The organism is Sphaerisporangium krabiense (assembly GCF_014200435.1).
GTDB lineage: Bacteria > Actinomycetota > Actinomycetes > Streptosporangiales > Streptosporangiaceae > Sphaerisporangium > Sphaerisporangium krabiense.
This window is the reverse complement of the sequence record NZ_JACHBR010000001.1, coordinates 3,716,116-3,734,245: the sequence shown is the minus strand read 5'-3', so window position 1 is coordinate 3,734,245 and position 18,130 is coordinate 3,716,116. Positions and strand designations below refer to the sequence as shown.

The following is an 18,130-nucleotide window of genomic DNA, read 5'->3' as shown; positions in this document are numbered from 1 at the left end:
CGCGGAAGGCTCTCAAAAATCGTATACCATTTGATATACAGTCCGGCGCTCCGTCAAGGCATCGACGACACCTAACGTGTCACTGAGAACGGCCGGAACGCACCGGTGACCGTAATTCATCGGCCCACCGCCCGATATCCGGCCATTCCGCCGTGCATGACATTTCGGCCGTCGCCAGTGACACAGAAAATACCGTCTATTGATGTCGTATACGATCCGCGATACCTTCTGGGAACCCCCCACATGGGGCCGCTGACAAGGGTCGGGCGATGTCCCACCCTCTTCCCCGGCGTAGCAGGGAAAGGGGCTCTCAGTGCATCGAATAAAGCTCCATCGACGAATGCTCATCGCGGCGGCCGCACTGCTGATGATAGGCGCGACCGCATGCAGCACCTCTAATTCGAATGGCGCCGGCGGCGCGGGCAAGGCTCCCGGCGCCAAGGCCGGAGTCGTCAAGTACGCCCTGCCGCCCGGCTCCCCGCCGAACTGGATCTGGCCGTTCCCCGACCCGGCGCACCTGACGCCGGTGAACCTGCCGTTCCAGGAGCTGATGTTCCGGCCGCTGTACTGGTTCGGCAAGGACGGCAAGACCGTCATCAACCCCGACAAGAGCGTGGCCGAGCTGCCGCAGTACAGCGCGGACCGCAAGACCGTGACGATCAAGCTCAAGCCGTACAACTGGTCGGACGGCACGCCGCTCAGCGCGCAGAACGTGATCTTCTGGATCAACATGGCCAAGTCCCAGAAGAGCAAGCTCGGCATCTACGTGCCCGGCTACATCCCCGACAACATCGTCACGGCCAAGGCCACCGACGAGAAGACCGTCGTGCTCACGCTGGACAAGGCGTACAACACCGACTGGTACACCTTCGCCCAGCTCAGCCAGATCTTCCCGTTCCCCGAGGCGTGGAACGTCACCGGCCCCGGGCAGAAGGGCACCTGCTCGACCTCCGAGGACGGCTGCCCGCCGGTGTACGACCACCTGCTCGCGCAGGCGAAGGACCTCCCGTCGTACGCCACCAACCCGCTGTGGCAGGTGGTGAACGGGCCGTGGCGGCTGAAGAGCTTCGACACCACGGGCAACGCGACGTTGGTGCCGAACGACAAGTACTCCGGCCCGGACAAGCCGAAGATCAAGCAGTTCGTCTACGTGCCGTTCACCAGCGACTCGGCCGAGTACAACGTGCTGCGCGCCGGGCAGACCCTCGACGTCGGCTACATCCCGGCCAACGCGCTGCCGGGCGACAAGCCCGAGGGCGGCGACCCGCTGCAGCCGGGGTCGAACCCGGTCAAGAACTCCTACGACATGGTGCCGGGCTTCCCCGGATACGGCATCAGCTTCCTGGTGCTCAACTACAACAACCCCACGCTCGGGCCGGTCTTCAAACAGCAGTACTTCCGCCAGGCCCTCGCCTCCACCGTCGACCAGAAGGCGCTGCTGAAGGCCATCTACAAGGGGTACGGCGTGGAGACGACCGGGCCGGTGCCCCTGTACCCGGACAGCAAGTGGGTGCCGGACGCGCAGAAGAACTACGCCTACCCGTTCGACATCGAGGCGGCGAAGAAGTACCTGTCCGACAACGGCTGGAACGTGGTCCCCGGCGGCGCCTCGACCTGCGCGAAGCCCGGCACCGGGGCGGGCGAGTGCGGCGCGGGCGTCAAGCAGGGGCAGAAGCTGAGCTTCGAGTTCCTGTACTTCGCCGGCCAGGTGTCGCAGGACACCTACGCCCAGGCGCTGAAGTCCAACGCCGGCAAGGCCGGGATCGACATCTCGCTGCACCCCATGCCCGGCAACGTCCTGTCGGGCACGGTCGTGCCCTGCTCGGGAGCCTCGTGCACGTGGGCGATGTCCGCGGGCGGCTGGTACTACGTGTACTACCCCGGCGGCGAGATGATCTTCGGGAGCGGGGCCGGCGCGAACTTCGGCAGCTTCGGCGACCCCGAGCTCGACAAGCTGATCAAGGCCACCCACGAGGAGACCGGCGACCAGGCCATGCTCGACTACGCGGCCGCCGCCTCCAAGAAGCTCCCCGGCATCTGGACGCCGTTCGGCGCGGGCGTGACCGCCTACGCCAAGGGCCTCAAGGGGTACCTGCCGTCCAACCCGTACAGCTTCCTCAGCCCCGAGGACTGGTACTTCGAGTGACCGGCGTCGCGTCCTGCCCCCACGAGTAGAAGGAAGTAAATGCTCGGCTACCTCGTGCGGCGGATCGGCCAGGCGGTCTTCGTGGTCCTGGTGGTCACCGTCGTCGTCTTCGTCCTGCTCCACCAACTGCCCGGCGGCCCCGCCAGGGCGATCATCGGGGCGAAGGCGACGGCGGACCAGATCCGCGAGTTCAACAAGGCCAACGGGCTCGACGCCCCGGCGGTGGTGCAGTACTTCCGCATGCTCCGCAACTGGGCCAGCGGCGACTTCGGCTTCTCCTACAAGCTCAACCAGTCGGTCGGCGCCCTGATCGCCGACCGGCTGCCGAAGACGCTGGTGCTCAACCTCCTGGCGCTGGCCCTCACGGTGGCGATCTCGGTGCCGGTCGGCATCTACCAGGCCGTGCGGCGGGGCAGGACGTTCGACTACGCGGCGACGTGGGCGGCGTTCGTCTTCTACGCCGCCCCGTCGTTCTTCCTCGGCATCGTGCTGATCTCCCTGTTCTCCCAGCAACTGGAGGTCTTCCCGCCGCAGGCCCCGCAGACCGACAGCGTCGCCGGGCTGTTCGCCGACTTCCGCTCGATGATCCTGCCGATCATCGTGCTGTCGCTGTCGGGCATCGCCATCGGGGCGCGGTACATGAGGTCCTCGGTGCTGGACAACATCGGCCAGGAGTACGTGCGCACGGCCCAGGCGAAGGGCTGCTCCGGCCTGCGCGTGATGACCCGCCACGTGCTGCGCAACGCGATCATCCCGATCGTGACGCTGCTCGGGCTCTCGCTGCCGGCGCTGTTCGCCGGCGCGCTGATCGCCGAGTCGCTGTTCAACTTCCCCGGCATGGGGCTGCTGTTCTGGCAGGCGGCGCAGGCGTCGGACTATCCGATCGAGCTCGCCGTCGTCCTGGTGACGGCGGTCGCGACCGTCGCCGGGAACCTCGTCGCCGACATCTGTTACGCGGTACTCGACCCGAGGGTGCGGTTGGCCGGATGAGCGTCCACGACAGTGAACGGGTGCCGCGCGTCGTCGCCGCGGCGGAGGAGCTGCCCGGCGGCAGGCCCAAGAGCATGTGGCGTCTCGGCCTCGAGGCGTTCCTGGAGAACCGGCTCGCGGTGGCGGGCCTGGTGATCCTGGTGGCGGCGCTGCTGTTCTGCTTCCTGGGGCCGCTGATCTACCGGACCAACCAGATCAACACCGACCTGGCCGCCGTGAACCTGTCCCCCGGCACGCCGGGGCACCCGCTCGGCACCGACCAGGCCGGGTACGACCAGCTCGGACGGCTGATGGCCGGCGGTCAGGTCTCGCTGACGATCGGGTTCGCGGCCGCGGCCATCTCGACCGTCATCGGCACCCTGTGGGGCGCGGTCGCCGGGTTCTTCGGCGGGCTGGTGGACACGGTGATGATGCGCGTCGTCGACGCGCTGCTCGCCATCCCGGCGCTGTTCCTGCTGCTGGTGCTGGTCACGATCGTCAAGCCCAGCATGGGAATGATGATCTTCGTTTTCGGGCTGACGGCGTGGCTGATCACCTCGCGCCTGGTGCGCGGCGAGTCGCTGTCGCTGCGGGTGCGCGAGTACGTCCAGGCCGTGCGGGTCATGGGCGGCACGTCCTGGCGCGCGGTGCTGCGGCACATCATGCCCAACGTCGCCGGCACGGTGATCGTCAACGCGACCTTCCAGGTGGCCGACGCGATCCTCGTGGTCGCCTACCTCGGCTTCCTCGGCCTCGGCATCTCGCCGCCCGCCACCGACTGGGGCGGCATGCTCAACAACGGCGTGAACTTCATCTACACCAACGACTGGTGGCTGATCTACCCGCCCGGACTGGCGATCATCTTCGTCGTCGTGGCGGTGAACTTCATCGGGGACGGCGTGCGGGACGCCGTCGAGGTAAGGCTGCGGCGCCGATGAGCGTGCCGCCGGCGACGCCCGCGCCCACGGGGACTTCTGAGAGGGACGGCACGCACATGGCAACGGGAACGGCATCGACGTCCGCCGCTGGGGCCGCGACCGGCGCGGCGCCGTTGCTGGAGCTGCGCGGGCTGTCCACCGAGATCCGGCTCAAGCACGCCGTCGTCCGCGCCGTGGACCACGTCGACCTGACGCTGTCCGCCGGGGAGACGCTCGGCCTGGTCGGGGAGTCCGGCAGCGGCAAGACCATGACGGCGATGTCGATCGAGCGGCTGCTGCCGCCGGGCGGGCGGATCACCGGCGGGCGGATCCTCTTCGGCGGCGTGGACCTGGTGGGGCTGCCGGAGGCGGAGCTGCGCAGGATCCGGGGCGCGGAGATCGGCCTGATCTCGCAGAACCCCACGATCTCGCTGAACCCGGTGGTGCCGGTCGGCGTGCAGGTGGCCGAGGCGCTGCTGCTGCACACCGGCGCCTCCAAGAGGGAGGCCCGCGACCGCGTGGTCGAGATGTTCGCCTCGGTCGGCATCCCCAACCCGGCGCGGCGCTACGACGACTACCCGCACCAGCTCTCCGGCGGGCAGCAGCAGCGCGTGATGATCGCGATGGCGCTGATCTGCCGTCCGAAGCTGCTCATCGCCGACGAGCCGACCACCGCGCTGGACGTGACGATCCAGAAGCAGATCCTGGAGCTGATCGACCGGCTGCGCGAGGAACTGGGCATGGCGGTGATCCTCGTGACCCACGACCTCGGCGTGATCGCCGGGCACACCGACCGGGTCGCGGTGATGTACGCCGGCCGGGTCGTGGAACTGGCCGCCACCGAGGCGCTGTTCACCGCGCCCCGGCACCGCTACACCGAGGCGCTGCTCGAAGCCCTGCCGGAGCGCGCCGCCGGGCGGACCCACCGGCTGTACACGATCCCCGGACTGCCGCCGGACCTGACCGAGGCGTCGCCGGGGTGCCGGTTCGCCCCGCGCTGCCGCTTCGCGACCGACGCGTGCCGCGACCAGGACCCGCCGACGGTGCGCCTGGACGGTCTCGCCCACGAGTACGCGTGCTTCCACCCCCGGGAGGAGTCCGGCCCGCCCACGGAGGACCTCCCGCCCGCCCCGGCGGCCGAGGCCCGTACGCAGGAGGGCGCGGAGTCCGGCGACCCCGGGAACGGCGGCGCCGCGCGGGTCTCCGACCGCTCCTGGGTGGCCCCGACCACGCCGATCCCCGAGGACGGCACCCCGCTGCTGGAGATCAAGCAGGTCGTGCGCGACTTCCCCGTCACCGGCGGGGCGATACTCAAGCGCAAGACCGGCGAGGTCAGCGCCGTGGCGGGGGTGAGCCTGCGCGTCGAGCGCGGCATGACCCTGGGCCTGGCCGGCGAGTCCGGGTGCGGCAAGACCACGCTGGGACGCCTGGTCGTCGGCCTCGAACGGGCCACCAGCGGGGAGATCCTCTTCCGCGGCCGGCGGATCGACCGGATGCGCGGCAAGGAGGGGCGGCTGGAGCGCCGCCACATCCAGCTCATGTTCCAGGACTCCTACGGCTCCCTCGACCCGCGGATGCGGGTGCGGGCGATCCTGCGCGAACCCCTGGAGATCCAGCGGGTCGGCACGAGCCGCGACCGGGACCGCCGCGTCGACGAGCTGCTCGACGCGGTCGGACTCCCCCGGCGGGCCGCCGAACGGTACCCGCACGAGTTCTCCGGCGGGCAGCGGCAGCGCATCGGCCTGGCCCGCGCGCTGGCCCTGCAACCCGCGCTGATCGTCGCCGACGAGCCGGTGTCGGCCCTCGACGTGTCGATCCAGGCGCAGGTGCTGAACCTGATGCGCGCCCTGCAGCGCGAGCGCGAGCTGACGTACCTGTTCATCAGCCACGACCTGGCCGTCGTGCGCTACCTGTCCGACGTGATCGCGGTCATGTACCTCGGCAAGGTCGTGGAGGTCGGCCCCGCCGAGGACGTGTACACGACGCCGCGCCACCACTACACGCGGGCGCTGCTCGACACGATCCCGGTCGCCGACCCCGCCGTCGAGCGGGCCAAGCGCAGGCTCGGCGCGCCCGGCGAGCCGCCCTCCCCCACCGACCCGCCGAGCGGCTGCCGGTTCCGGACGCGCTGCCCGGTGGCGCAGGACGTCTGCGCGACGCTGGAGCCGCCGCTCAGCCCGGTGGCGGGCGGCGCCGAGGCCGGCCCACCGGCCCCGCCCGGCGGGCGCACACACCACGTGGCGTGTCACTTTCCCCTGGTGGCGCCTGCCTCCAGGGTGGGCGCCCCGACCAAGGGAGAGCACACGCCCGCGTGAGCGAGATCCATACCACCGGTTCCGTCCCCGTGCGGCCGAAGCGCCGCGTACTGCTCGTCATGGGCGCGCTGTCCACGTTCGGCCCCCTGTCGATTGACCTGTACCTGCCCGCGCTCCCGCAGATGGCCCACCAGCTCCACGCCTCCGACAGCGCGGCGCAGTGGAGCATCTCGATGTGCCTCATCGGCCTGGCGACCGGCCAGCTCTTCATCGGGCCGCTCAGCGACCGGATCGGGCGCAAACGCCCCCTGTTCGTCGGCGTGGTCATCTACGCCATCGTGTCGCTGCTGTGCGCCGTGGCCCCCTCGATGGCGACGCTGAACGCCCTGCGCCTGGTGCAGGGGCTGGCCGGCTCGGCCGGCACGGTGATCGTCGGCGCGATGGTCCGCGACATGTACGAGGGGCAGCGGATGGCGCGCATCCTGTCCCTGCTGATGCTGGTCGGGGGGATCGCCCCCATCGTGTCGCCGGTGCTGGGCGGCCAACTGCTGTACGTGACCGACTGGCGCGGGATCTTCGTCACGCTCGGCGGGATCTCGGTGCTGCTGGTGGTCGCGGTGACCGCGCTGCCGGAGACGCTGCGGCCGGAGCTGCGGCACGTCGGCGGGCTGCGGCGCGTCCGCGAGGGCTTCGGCTCCGTGGTGCGCGACCGGGTGTTCCTCGGCTGCGCGCTCGGGTCGAGCGTCGGCGGGGCGGCGTTGTTCATCTACATCTCGGTCAGCGCGTTCGTGCTCGAAGGCGGCTACGGCGTGAGCGCGCAGGTGTTCTCGTTCATCTTCGGCGTCAACTCGGTGGGCCTGATGCTGAGCGGGTACGTCAACGCGCTGCTGCTGCGCCGGCTGCGGCCGGAACCGCTGCTGATCGGCGGGGCGGTGGTGGCCGTCGTCGCCAGCGTGCTCTGTCTGGCCGCCGCGCTGCTGCACGCGCCCCTGGCGGTCTTCCTGCCCGCCCTGTTCCTGACCGTCGCGTCGGGCGCGCTCGCCTCGCCCAACGCGACGGCGCTCGCGCTCGTCCGCCACGCGGCGAACGCGGGGACGGCCGCGGCGCTGTTCGGCGGCAGCGGCTTCATGTTCGGGGCGCTGCTCGCGCCGGTCGCCTCGATCGGCGGCGCGAGCGCGATCGCCATGACGTGCGGGATCGCGCTCGCCCGGATCGTGGCCTGGGGGGCCTACCGGTTCATCGCGATCCCCGGCCGCCGCACGGCCCTGGCCGAGGAAGAGGCGGAGGGCGGCACGGCGCCGCGAACACCGCAGGCCACCGAGCGGGAACGGCTGCACTGACGGCCGGCGAGACGCGCCGGCCGCGCGTCACAACCGCTTGACCAGGAACTCGGCGGCCCGCTCGGCGATCATGGCGGTCGGGGCGTTGGTGTTGCCCGTCGTCACGGTCGGCATGACCGAGGCGTCGGCGACGCTCAGCGCCTCGACGCCGTGCACGGCCAGCTCCTCGTCCACGACGGCCTCCTCGTGCCCGCCCATCGCGCACGTGCCGGACTGGTGGTGGTAGGTGACCACGGACTCGCGGATGTAGTCGTCCAGCAGCTCGCGGGTGGCCCCGAGCGTGCCCGGGTACAGCTCGGCGGCGCCCCACTCGCCGCGCAGCGCCGGCCGCGTGCCGATCTCCCGGCACAGCTCCACCGCCGCGGCCAGCGCGTCCAGGTCGGCGCGCGACGACAGCACCCGCGGGTCGATCAGCGGCGCGGCGTCGGGGTCGGCGCCGGCGATGGTGACCCGGCCGCGGCTCGCGGGGCGGACCAGGCCGGCCATCAGGGAGACGCCGTCGGCCGGGCCGGACATCCAGTCCGCGTACAGCGGCGCCCCGAAGTGCAGGGGTTGCAGGTCGGGGACGGGCAGCTCGGGCCTGCTGCGCGCGAACAGGTGGCTCTGCGTGGTGGGCAGGCCGCGGGGGACGCCGGGCGTGCGGGTGGTGCCGAAGATGACCGGCACGAGCCAGTGGTCCTGAAGGTTGCGGCCCACGCCGGGCAGCGCCGCGACCACGTCGATGCCCAGAGGGCGCAGCGTCAGGGGGTCGCCGACGCCGGACCGCTGGAGCAGCACGGGCGAGCCGATCGCGCCGGCGGCGACCACGACGTGCCGGTCCGCCCGGACCCGCCCGGCGGCCCCGTCCCGCACGTACTCGATGCCCGCGCAGCGCGTGCCGTCGAACAGCAGCCGCCGCACGTGCGCTCCGGTCAGCACGCGCAGCCGCGGGTGGTCGCGCACCGGGCCCAGATAGGCGTCGGCCGTCGTCAGCCGCCGTCCGTCGCGGATGGTGAACCGCATGAACGACACGCCGTCCGGCGACCCGTCGTTGTAGTCGTCGTCGAACGGCACGCCGGCCTGCACCGCGGCCTCGACGATCGAACGCTGCACCGGGTCGGGCTCGTAGTCGCGCAGCACCGGCAGCAGGCCGCCGTGCTCGGCCTCGACGCGCCGGAACACCGGCTCGACGTCGGCCCACGACCAGCGGGGGTTGCCGAGGTAGGCCCAGGTGTCGTAGTCGGCCCGGTGGCCGCGGACCCAGATCATGGCGTTGAGCGCGTGCGACCCGGACACCACCCGGCCGCGCGGCAGGTGCAGCCGGCGGTGGTGCGCGTGCGCCTGGGGGACGGTGCGGTATCCCCAGTCGACGGCGCTGTCCCACAGTTCGTGCATGCGGGCGGGGTCGGAGATGGCCTGGTCGCCCGTGCCGTCCGGCCCGGCCTCGACCAGCAGGACCGTGGCGCCGGCGTCGAGCAGCCGCCGGGCGGCCACGCAGCCCGCGGTCCCCGCGCCGACGACGATCACATCGGCGGCGCGCGGCGTCTCTGTCATGGTCATCACACCGGCTGCTCGTCGGGGTAGACGACCCGGCCGAGCTCGGTGATGAACGCCCCGCCGCCGCCGCAGGTCACCGTGTCGTCCGGGCCGAGGGCGAGGAACGTGCCGGTGGTGCGCATCGCGTCGAGGTCGTACAGCCAGGTGGTGGCGACCGGGATGAGGAACTCGCGGAACGTGAAGACGTACAGCCCGTCGCCGAGGGACCAGGTGGCGGCGAGGTCGACGTCGCCCTGCCCGCGCTGCGCGCCGGCCAGGCACTGCCAGGCGTACCGCTCGCTGTTCAGGTACACGTGCTCGTACAGGAGACCGGGGCCGTAGCGGTACTGGGCCCGCCAGCCGATGAGGTCGCGGGTCGGGCGCGGCTCCGCGCCGGAGGTCTGGACGCCGGCGAGCGTTCCCGGCGTGAAGGTCTGGCCCACCCGCGGCTCCCCGGGCGGCTGCTCGGGCGCGGCGTCGGAGGCGACGCGCAGTGTCCTGCCGGTGTCCTCGCGCACGACGAGCACGTCGGCGCGCCGCGGCTCGTCCGCGCGGCGGAGGGTGAGGAACCACACGCCGGGCCGCGCCTCGACGGCCTCGTACCAGTCCTCGCCGCCGCGCGCGCCGCGCCGCCACGCGACGGTGTCGCCGGTCCCGAACCGCAGCACGAGGTCGTCGGAGGAGTCCTCGGCGATCCGCAGCTCGCGGCCGGCGAGCCGGTCGGTGCGCGGCAGGCGGTTGCCGGCGAGGTCTCCGGTGACGCCCTCCGAGGGCCCCTCCTCCACGGCGAAGGGCTGGGACGCCGTCATGGGGCGACCTCCGGGTGAGGCGGCTCGAAGGCCAGGGTGGGCAGGTCGACGCAGGTGGCGCCGCAGTCGGCCACCACCACCGAGCCGGTCATCGCCGAGGCGTCCCCACTGGCGAGGAAGGTGACGACGGCGGCGATCTCGTCGGACTCGGCCGCGCGCCGCAGCGGGACGTCCTTGGTGGCGAGGGCGTAGGCGGCCTCCCTGTCGATGCCGTGCATCTCGCCGAGCGCGTCCATCTCCTCGTCGGCCATCGGCGTGCGCACCCAGCCCGGGCAGACCGCGTTGACGCGCACGCCGTGGCGGCCGTAGTCGCGCGCGAGCGAGCGGGTCAGCCCGATGAGCGCGTGCTTGGTGGTCACGTAGCCGGCGACGCCCGGCCCGGCGAACAGCCCGGCGATCGACGACACCACGACCACGCTGCCGCGGCGCTCCATGAGCCGCGGCAGCGCCTCGCGCACGGTGACGAACGCGGTGTCGAGGTTGATCCGCAGGGTGTAGTGCCAGTCGTCGTCGCCGGTCTCCAGCGCCGTGCCCGGCCGGTGCCCGCCCGCGTTGGCGACCACCACGTCCAGCCCGCCGAACCGGTCCACCGCCTCGGCGACCGCGGCGCGGGCGTCGGCGGACTCGGCGGCGTCACCGGCCACGACGGCCGCGCGATCGCCCAGCTCGGCCGCCAGCTCGCGCAGCGGCGCCTCCCGCCTGCCGCACAGCACGACCGCGGCGCCCTCCGCGACCAGGCGCCGGCTCACCGCCGCTCCGATGCCGGTGCCCGCGCCGGTGACCAGCGCGACCTTTCCCGAGAACCGGCCAGGATCCATCACTTGCTGCCCTCCGTCGCGCGACCTAACGGAACCGTAAGGAAGGTGTGCCGCGCGGCGCGACAGTTCGGCATATATCGGTGCACTCGCCGACAAGTCCCGAACAGCCAGAGTCAAGGCGCGGGGTCCGGATCCGGGCCGCTAGAGGGCGTCGGCGGTCATCCGCTCGCAGGGGACCAGGTCACGGCTGAGCCGGTACTCGCGCGGCGCGAGGCCGTAGCTGGCCTTGAACACCCTGCTGAAGTGCGCGGCGTCGACGAAGCCCCAGCGGGCGCCGATGGCGCTGACGGCGACCTCGCGCGAGCCGGGGTCGAGCAGGTCACGGCGGCACTGCTCCAGGCGCCGCTCCCGGATGTAGCGCCCCACCGACATGCCCTCGGCGCGGAACAGCTTGTGCAGGTAGCCGGTGGACACATAACAGGCCGCGGCGATCGCCTCGGGCCCGAGGGCGGGGTCCTCGAGGCGCCGCGCGATGAACATCTTGGCGCGGTTGAGCAGCATGCGCATCGAGTCGGTGGCGTCGGCGCGCTCGCCGAGCAGGGACGCGTACAGCGTGCCGATCAGGTCGACGACGTTGTCGGCGAGCCGCATCGGGTGGGAGTCGCCGACCTCGTCGATGTGGCCGGCCAGGTTCACCAGCATGGGCGAGACCACGCCGCCGAGCCCGCGCCTGCCGGAGACCCGCCGGGCGGTGACCTCGCGCATCGCGTTGCCGGGCAGGCGCAGCTCCCGGTGCGGGAACATGACCATGATCACCCGGCAGGTGCCGTCGAAGGTGACCTGGTACGGCCGGCTGGTGTCGTAGATGGCGATCTCGCCGGGCAGCAGCGGGGTCTCGCGCCCGTCCTGGGCGATCCGCACGCGCCCGCTGGTGGGGAGGCTCAGCTTGTAGAAACCGGCCTCGTCGGAGCGCGCGATGTGCTTCTCGGTGCGCTCGGCGCGGTGCGGCGCCGCGGTCACCTCGGTGACCATCACGGTGCCGAGCGTCTCGCCGGCGATCTCGCCGGTGAAGCCGTCCGCGCCGCGGAACTCGAAGTCGAGCGGGACGAAGGACCGGGAGACCGCGTGCCGCCAGAGTTCCTCGCGTTCCCGCATCGCCACATCGGTCGTCCGGACCAGAACGGTCATGGCCCGCACCTCCGTACCGAACGGTGCTCTCCGGTACGGCCGTCACGCCGCACCCCCAATTCATATATGAAATCATAGGCGACTGCGCTGAGACAGCCCTTGATGCGCAGCCGTGACCTGAGCACATTCAGGCAAGCAGAGTGCGCTGCCGGACAAGCGGCACGCGCCACGCCCGATCCACGCTGGGACCGACCTCCCGTACCCGAGAACAGGCCCCTCACATGACGATGATGCTCGACATCCCGGACGACACGGCACGCACTCCGCGGCTGCGCAGGCCAGGCCGGCTCTTCGTCGGCGGGACATGGCGCCCGGCGTCCGACGGCCGGGAGTTCGCCACCGTGGACCCCGCCACCGGCGAGGAGATGGGCTCGGTCGCCGCGGCGGGCCGGGCCGACGTCGACGACGCCATCGCCGCGGCCCGGCAGGCGCTGCGCGACCCCGCGTGGGCGGGCATGTCCCCGTCGGCGCGCGGACGTCTGCTGTGGCGGCTGGCCGACCTGATCGAGGCCCACGCCGACGAGCTCGCCCACCTGGAGACCCACGACCAGGGCCAGCCGTTCGGCGTCGCCCGGAACATCTCGGTCACCGGGACGGCCGAGCACTTCCGCTACTTCGCCGGCTGGACCACCAAGATCGAGGGCGCGACGATCCCGGTGTCGCTACCGGACGTCATGCACTACACGCGGCGCGAGCCGGTCGGGGTGTGCGCGCTGATCACGCCGTGGAACTTCCCGCTGATGATCCTGAGCTGGAAGCTCGCGCCCGCGCTCGCCTGCGGCAACACCGTCGTGATCAAGCCCGCCGAGCAGACGCCGCTCACCGCGCTCAAGCTGATGGAGCTGTGCGAGGAGGCCGGTATCCCCCCCGGCGTCGTCAACCTGCTCACCGGCGGCCCCGACGTCGGCGCCGCGCTGGTCTCCCACCCCGGCGTGGACAAGGTCTCGTTCACCGGCTCCACCGAGGTCGGGCGCAGCATCCTGCGCGCCTCCGCCGACAACCTGGCCCGCGTCACGCTCGAACTCGGCGGCAAGACCCCGGTGATCGTGGCCGCCGACGCCGACATCGACCGCGCCGTGGCCGGATGCGTCCAGGGCGCGATGTTCAACAGCGGCCAGGTCTGCGCCGCCTACTCCCGCTTCTACGTCGACGCCCGCCGCGCCGACGAGTTCACGGAGAAGGCCGCCGCCCTGGCCCGCGAGGTCGTGCTGGGGCCGGGCATCGCGCCGGGCACGGAGACCGGGCCGCTGGTCAGCGCCGAGCACCTGGAGCGGGTCGACCGCTACGTGCGCGAGGGCGTGGCCGCGGGCGCGGACCTGGTGACCGGCGGCGCGCGCGAGGAGGGCGCGCTCGCGAACGGGTACTTCTACCGGCCGACCGTGTTCGCCGGCGTCACCGACGAGATGAGCATCGCCCGCGAGGAGATCTTCGGCCCGGTGATGTCGGTGCTCACCTACGACGACCCCGAGGAGCTCGCCGGGCGCGCCAACGACAGCGAGTACGGCCTGGCCGCGTCCATCTGGACCGACGACCTGACCACCGCGCACCGCCTCGCCGCCGACGTCCAGGCCGGGGCCGTGTTCGTCAACATGCTGCACACCCCCGACCCCGCGGCGCCGTGGGGCGGCTTCAAGAGCAGCGGCTTCGGCCGCGAGATGGGCGCCTACGCCCTCGACGTCTACACCGAGGTCAAGGGCGTCTTCATCAACCTCGCCCGCTCCTGAGCAACGCGTGAACGCCGAGGCGGCGAAGGGACCACGCGGGCCCTTCGCCGCTTCTGCATGCGCCAGGGGAACCCGTCACAGCCGGACCTCTGACCGCACCGTGCGGCTCCCCGATCTGACGCGCCCTCCGAATCCACAGACGGCCCCGCGCCGAAGCTCTCCGCTTCCCGAGTCTCCGCATTGTACCAATGTGCTATGACTATAGATGAATGGAGGAAGCTGTGATCGAGTTTCACTTGGACGGCCGGTCAGGGGTGTCGCCGTACCTGCAGCTCGTCCAGCAGGTACGGCACGCGCTGCGGCTGGGCCTGCTGCGCGAGGGGGACCGTCTGCCGACGGTCAAGGAGGTCGTGGCCCATCTGGCGATCAACCCCAACACCGTGCTCAAGGCCTACCGCGAGCTCGAGCACGACGGGCTCGTCGCCGCCCGGCCCGGCCTCGGCACGTTCGTCACCCGCACGCTGACCGACGCGTCGTTCGCCGCGCACGCCTCCTTGCGGCAGGAGCTGCGCCGCTGGCTGGCCAAGGCCCGTCGGGCCGGTCTCGACGACGAGAGCATCGAGGCCCTGTTCACGACCACCTTCCGGGCCGCCGCACAGGAGGACATCGCGTGACCGCGGCCCTACGGGCCCGGCCGGAGGTCGGGCACCGCTCCGCCGAGGCGAAGACCTGCCGGTAGGGCCGTTGGGCGGTCCGGCGCGTGGAGCCGCTTCACGGGGCCGCGCCACCCCTTCCCTGTCCCCCCGACACCGATACGGCGAAGCGCCCGCGTCCGTCGCGGGCGCTTCGCCGTTTCCGCGTACCCGCCCTCACTCCCCCGCCCACGCCGGCCACTCCGGCCACGTCGCGCCTGACCGCCGCCCGCACGCCTGGTCACGGGCGATCTTCGCGAATCTCATGACGGCCCGTCGCTTCAAAGAGCTAATGTACTAGGGTCTTAGATAAATGGAGTAAGTCATGATCGAGTTTCATCGGGCCGACAGGTCGGGTGTCTCGCCCCGCCTGCGGCCGGTCCGGCAGGTACGGCCTGCGCCACGGCTCTTCATGACCACCTTCCGGACCGCCATTGAGGAGGACATAGCGTGAGCACCGTCCTGCACGCCCAGGGACTGGGCAAGAGGTACGGCAAGCGCTGGGCGCTGCGCGAGTGCACCGTCGACATCCCGGCGGGGCACGTCGTCGGGTTGGTGGGCCCCAACGGCGCCGGCAAGACCACACTGCTGAAGCTGGCCGGCGGCCAGCTCGAACCGACGGCGGGCGACATCACCGTGCTGGGCGGCCGTCCCGCCGGCGGTCCCGCGCAGCTGGCCAGGGTCGGGTTCGTCGCCCAGGACACCCCTGTGTACGCGGGGCTGAGCGTCGCCGACCATCTACGCCTGGGAGAACGGCTCAACCCCCGCTGGGACGCCGGCATGGCGCGGGAGCGCGTCGCACGGCTCGGCCTGGCCGCCGCCCACCGCGTGGGCAGGCTGTCCGGCGGTCAGCGCGCCCAGCTCGCCCTCACCCTGGGCCTGGCCAAGCGGCCCGAGCTGCTGATCCTGGACGAGCCCGTGGCCTCGCTCGACCCGCTGGCCCGCCGGGAGTTCATGCAGGGGCTGATGGAGGCCACGGCCGAGCACGACTTCAGCGTCGTGCTCTCCTCCCACCTGGTCTCCGACCTGGAACGGATCTGCGACTTCCTGATCGTGCTCGTCGACTCCCGCGTCCAGGTGGCAGGGCAGACCGACAGGCTGCTGGCCACCCATCACCGGCTCACCGGGCCGCGCCGCGATCCCGATCGGCTGCCCGCCGACCAGCAGGTGGTGTCCGCGCGTCACACCGACCGGCAGAGCACGTTCGTGGTCCGCACCGACGCCCCGATCCACGACCCCGCCTGGACGGTCACCCCGCTCAGCCTCGAGGACCTCGTCCTGGCCTACATGGAGAAACGCCCCACCGACGACCGGCGCGTCGCGTTGGAGGTGCGGGGATGATCTGGCTGACCTGGCGCCAGCTCCGCGGCTCGGCCGCGATGCTGGCCACCGTACTGGTCGTTCTCGCCGTCGTCCTGCTCCTCACCGGCCCGGACATGGCCGCTCGCTACTCCGCCGGGCTCGCCGCCTGTGCCCAGGACGACACCTGCGGCCAGTTCTACGACCAGTTCTTCGGCGGCTACGACATGCCCTTCATGGCCGTCAGCCTCATCGTGCTGCTCCTGCCCGCTCTCGTCGGGCTCTTCTGGGGCGCGCCGTTGATCACCCGCGAGCTCGAGGCGGGCACGCACCTGCTGGTGTGGAACCAGAGCATCACCCGCGGCCGCTGGCTGGCGGTCAAGCTCGGGCTCACCGGCCTGGTCGCCGTGGCCGCCGCCGGCCTGTGCGGACTCATGGTGAGCTGGTGGTCCGACCCGCTGGACAAGTCGGCCGCCGAGGCCCTCGCCCTCATGGCGCCTCTGATCTTCGGCGCTCGTGGCATCGCCCCGATGGGGTACGCGGCGTTCGCCTTCGTCCTCGGCGTGGCCGTGGGCATGCTGGTGCGCCGCACTCTGCCCGCCATGGCCCTCACCCTGGCCGTCTTCGCCGCGATCCAGCTCGCCATGCCGCTGGTGGTCCGCGCCCACCTGATGCCCCCGGTCACGGGGACCTTCGAACTCAGCCGCGCGAACGTGGACCACATCGGCAGGGCACAGCAGGGAGGCGGGGCTTTACGGATCGTCCTGACCATGGCCGTTCCCGGCCATGCGGGCGCCTGGGTCCTGTCCGGCGACGTGGTCGATTCGTCCGGACGCACGATCCCCGGCGGCGAGACCGGAGCCGAGGTCCAGGTCTCCACGACATCGGGACCCTGCTCGCCGTCGGGGGCGATGGGCTCCGGTGACGGCTGCATGGCCGAGATCAACCGGCTCGGCTACCGGCAGCAGGCGACCTACCAGCCCCTCGAGCGTTTCTGGCCCTTCCAGTGGATCGAGACAGGGATCTACGCCGTGCTCACCCTCTGCCTCACATGGTTCTGCTTCTGGTGGATCAGAAGGCGGCTGGCATGACCCGGCTCGGCGAGGTCATCGACGAGCACGGCGTCTCGGTCATGAGGCCGGCGAAGGAGGTGTCATGACCGTCAGGACCGTGGCCGCCGGGCTCGCCCTCCTCCTGGCCGCGGCCTGCACGGCCCCGGCGCCGCCGCGCGGCCAGGCCGGCACGGCGGCGGGCACGGCCTGCGCGGAGCCCCAGGGCCGCCCCGCGGCGGAGACGCCCACCACGGTCGACGTCATCGAGCAGGCGTACTTCTGCGTCCTCGGCGGCTACTACGGCGGCGCCACCCTGGACGCCCGCTCGCTGCTGACCGCCGGATTCGCCGCGCTGACGCAGGAGCTCATCCGCGACGGGCGCGACGTGCCCGAGGCGGCCATGCCGGCGCTGACCGGCGACCGGAAGGCCGACTGGGCCGCTTTCGAGGCCGTCTACCGGAAGATCACCGATCGGGTTCCCGGCCTGCGCGACAAACTGGCCGTCGTCACCCTCGAAGCCATCGTGGCCGCCCTCGGCGACGACCACGCCCGCTGGACGCACGACCTCAGGCCACCGCCCGACTACTACGACGGTGACGGCTACGGCCTCGGGTTCCAGGCGAACGTCAACGGTCCCCAGGTGAACGGCAACCCCGGCGCCGCACTCCCCCCGCTGTTCGTCACCACCGTGCAGGGCGGCGCGGCGCGGGCCGCCGGACTGCGCCCCGGCGACATCATCGAGTCGGTCGACGGATCGGCGCCGTTCATCGACGGGAAGTCCACCCCCGCGATCGCCGCCCTCTACCCGCAGTACCCGCGAGCGCGCCCGGTCCGGCTGCGCCTCCTGCGGCAGGCCACCGGCCGCCGCTGGACCGTGACGCTCAAGCCCGGCGTCTACCAGCGCGATCTGGCCGCCCTGCAAGTGGTGCGCTCGAAGTTGCTGGACGACGACATCGCCTACGTGCGGATGACCGGATTCGCCTCCGACTCCGCGGACCGGGTGTTCAAGGCGATCTCCAGGCTGCGCGCCGGCCGGACCCTCGCGGGCGTCGTGCTGGACCTGCGCGGCAACGGCGGCGGCAGCCCCGCGGAGGCGATCCGGCTGGTGAGCGCGTTCGCCCATGGCAAGGTCACCGCCTACCTGTGCACCGTGAACGGCACGTGCGAGACCCTGCGGACCGACGACACCGTCGAACTGCTCGGCCTGCCCCTGGCGGTGCTCACCGACCGCGGCTGCGCCTCGGCGTGCGAGCACTTCAGCTCCGCGGTCAAGGACCTGCGCGTCGGCCGGTTGGTCGGCGCCAGAACCGCCGGGGTCATCTCCGGCCCGGCGCGGCCGTACCTGCTCGGCAACAACACCACGCTGAGCTTTCCCGCCAAGCACCACCTCGGCCCCGGCCGTGAGGTGATCGACCGGATCGGCGTGCCGCCCGACCACTACGTGCCCCTGACTCCGCAGGACGCGGCCGCCGGGCGCGACCCCGCCCTGGCCAAGGCCCTGACCTTGGTGCGCGAGTGAAATGGAC

General features: G+C 71.9%; 14 protein-coding genes. 10 read left to right on the top strand and 4 right to left on the bottom strand.

Annotation, left to right across the window (positions count from 1 at the left end):
* Nucleotides 1-340 precede the first annotated feature (340 nt).
* From BJ981_RS16545 to BJ981_RS16525, 5 genes are read left to right on the top strand one after another with little or no spacing between them, the layout of a single operon-like run.
* Entirely contained in the window at nt 341-2,146 is a 1,806-nt protein-coding gene (locus BJ981_RS16545) for a peptide ABC transporter substrate-binding protein (protein ID WP_184612230.1), read from the top strand.
* Between the two features lie 39 nt (nt 2,147-2,185).
* Nucleotides 2,186-3,136 (top strand): ABC transporter permease, encoded by a 951-nt coding sequence (locus tag BJ981_RS16540; protein WP_184612229.1) that lies wholly within the window; start codon nt 2,186-2,188, stop codon nt 3,134-3,136.
* Nucleotides 3,133-4,053, top strand: coding sequence for an ABC transporter permease (locus BJ981_RS16535; protein ID WP_184612228.1), 921 nt, complete (start codon nt 3,133-3,135; stop codon nt 4,051-4,053). Before BJ981_RS16540 ends, BJ981_RS16535 begins: the two co-directional genes overlap by 4 nt.
* A gap of 56 nt (nt 4,054-4,109) precedes the next feature.
* Nucleotides 4,110-6,347, top strand: coding sequence for an ABC transporter ATP-binding protein (locus BJ981_RS16530; RefSeq protein ID WP_184612227.1), 2,238 nt, complete (start codon nt 4,110-4,112; stop codon nt 6,345-6,347).
* Nucleotides 6,344-7,627, top strand: coding sequence for a multidrug effflux MFS transporter (locus tag BJ981_RS16525; protein WP_184612226.1), 1,284 nt, complete (start codon nt 6,344-6,346; stop codon nt 7,625-7,627). The genes BJ981_RS16530 and BJ981_RS16525 overlap by 4 nt, the downstream gene beginning before the upstream one ends.
* 27 nt (nt 7,628-7,654) lie before the next feature.
* Here BJ981_RS16525 and BJ981_RS16520 read toward each other — a convergent pair whose 3' ends face one another.
* From BJ981_RS16520 to BJ981_RS16505, 4 genes are all read right to left on the bottom strand, one after another.
* Nucleotides 7,655-9,166 (bottom strand): GMC family oxidoreductase, encoded by a 1,512-nt coding sequence (locus BJ981_RS16520; protein ID WP_221314716.1) that lies wholly within the window; start codon nt 9,164-9,166, stop codon nt 7,655-7,657.
* Nucleotides 9,166-9,951 carry a MoaF C-terminal domain-containing protein gene (locus BJ981_RS16515; protein ID WP_184612225.1) on the bottom strand — a complete coding sequence of 262 codons (786 nt, stop codon included), beginning with the start codon at nt 9,949-9,951 and terminating at the stop codon, nt 9,166-9,168. Before BJ981_RS16515 ends, BJ981_RS16520 begins: the two co-directional genes overlap by 1 nt.
* On the bottom strand, nt 9,948-10,769 hold the full coding sequence (locus BJ981_RS16510; RefSeq protein ID WP_184616181.1) for an SDR family NAD(P)-dependent oxidoreductase: 822 nt from the start codon (nt 10,767-10,769) through the stop codon (nt 9,948-9,950). The genes BJ981_RS16515 and BJ981_RS16510 overlap by 4 nt, the downstream gene beginning before the upstream one ends.
* A gap of 141 nt (nt 10,770-10,910) precedes the next feature.
* Complete coding sequence (locus tag BJ981_RS16505) at nt 10,911-11,897, bottom strand: AraC-like ligand-binding domain-containing protein (protein ID WP_184612224.1); 987 nt, start codon at nt 11,895-11,897, stop codon at nt 10,911-10,913.
* A 221-nt stretch (nt 11,898-12,118) separates the two neighbouring features.
* Here BJ981_RS16505 and BJ981_RS16500 point away from each other — a divergent pair, with 221 nt between their 5' ends.
* The 5 genes from BJ981_RS16500 to BJ981_RS16480 all read left to right on the top strand — a co-directional run bounded on the left by BJ981_RS16500 (nt 12,119) and on the right by BJ981_RS16480 (nt 18,123).
* Nucleotides 12,119-13,621, top strand: coding sequence for an aldehyde dehydrogenase family protein (locus BJ981_RS16500; protein WP_184612223.1), 1,503 nt, complete (start codon nt 12,119-12,121; stop codon nt 13,619-13,621).
* Between the two features lie 221 nt (nt 13,622-13,842).
* Nucleotides 13,843-14,235: a GntR family transcriptional regulator gene (locus tag BJ981_RS16495; RefSeq protein WP_239139718.1), complete on the top strand. Its 393-nt coding sequence runs from the start codon at nt 13,843-13,845 to the stop codon at nt 14,233-14,235.
* A gap of 468 nt (nt 14,236-14,703) precedes the next feature.
* Nucleotides 14,704-15,594: an ABC transporter ATP-binding protein gene (locus tag BJ981_RS16490; protein ID WP_184612221.1), complete on the top strand. Its 891-nt coding sequence runs from the start codon at nt 14,704-14,706 to the stop codon at nt 15,592-15,594.
* Complete coding sequence (locus tag BJ981_RS16485; protein WP_184612220.1) at nt 15,591-16,643, top strand: ABC-2 membrane transporter-related protein; 1,053 nt, start codon at nt 15,591-15,593, stop codon at nt 16,641-16,643. The genes BJ981_RS16490 and BJ981_RS16485 overlap by 4 nt, the downstream gene beginning before the upstream one ends.
* A gap of 64 nt (nt 16,644-16,707) precedes the next feature.
* Entirely contained in the window at nt 16,708-18,123 is a 1,416-nt protein-coding gene (locus BJ981_RS16480; RefSeq protein WP_184612219.1) for a S41 family peptidase, read from the top strand.
* The last annotated feature ends 7 nt before the right edge of the window (nt 18,124-18,130 follow it).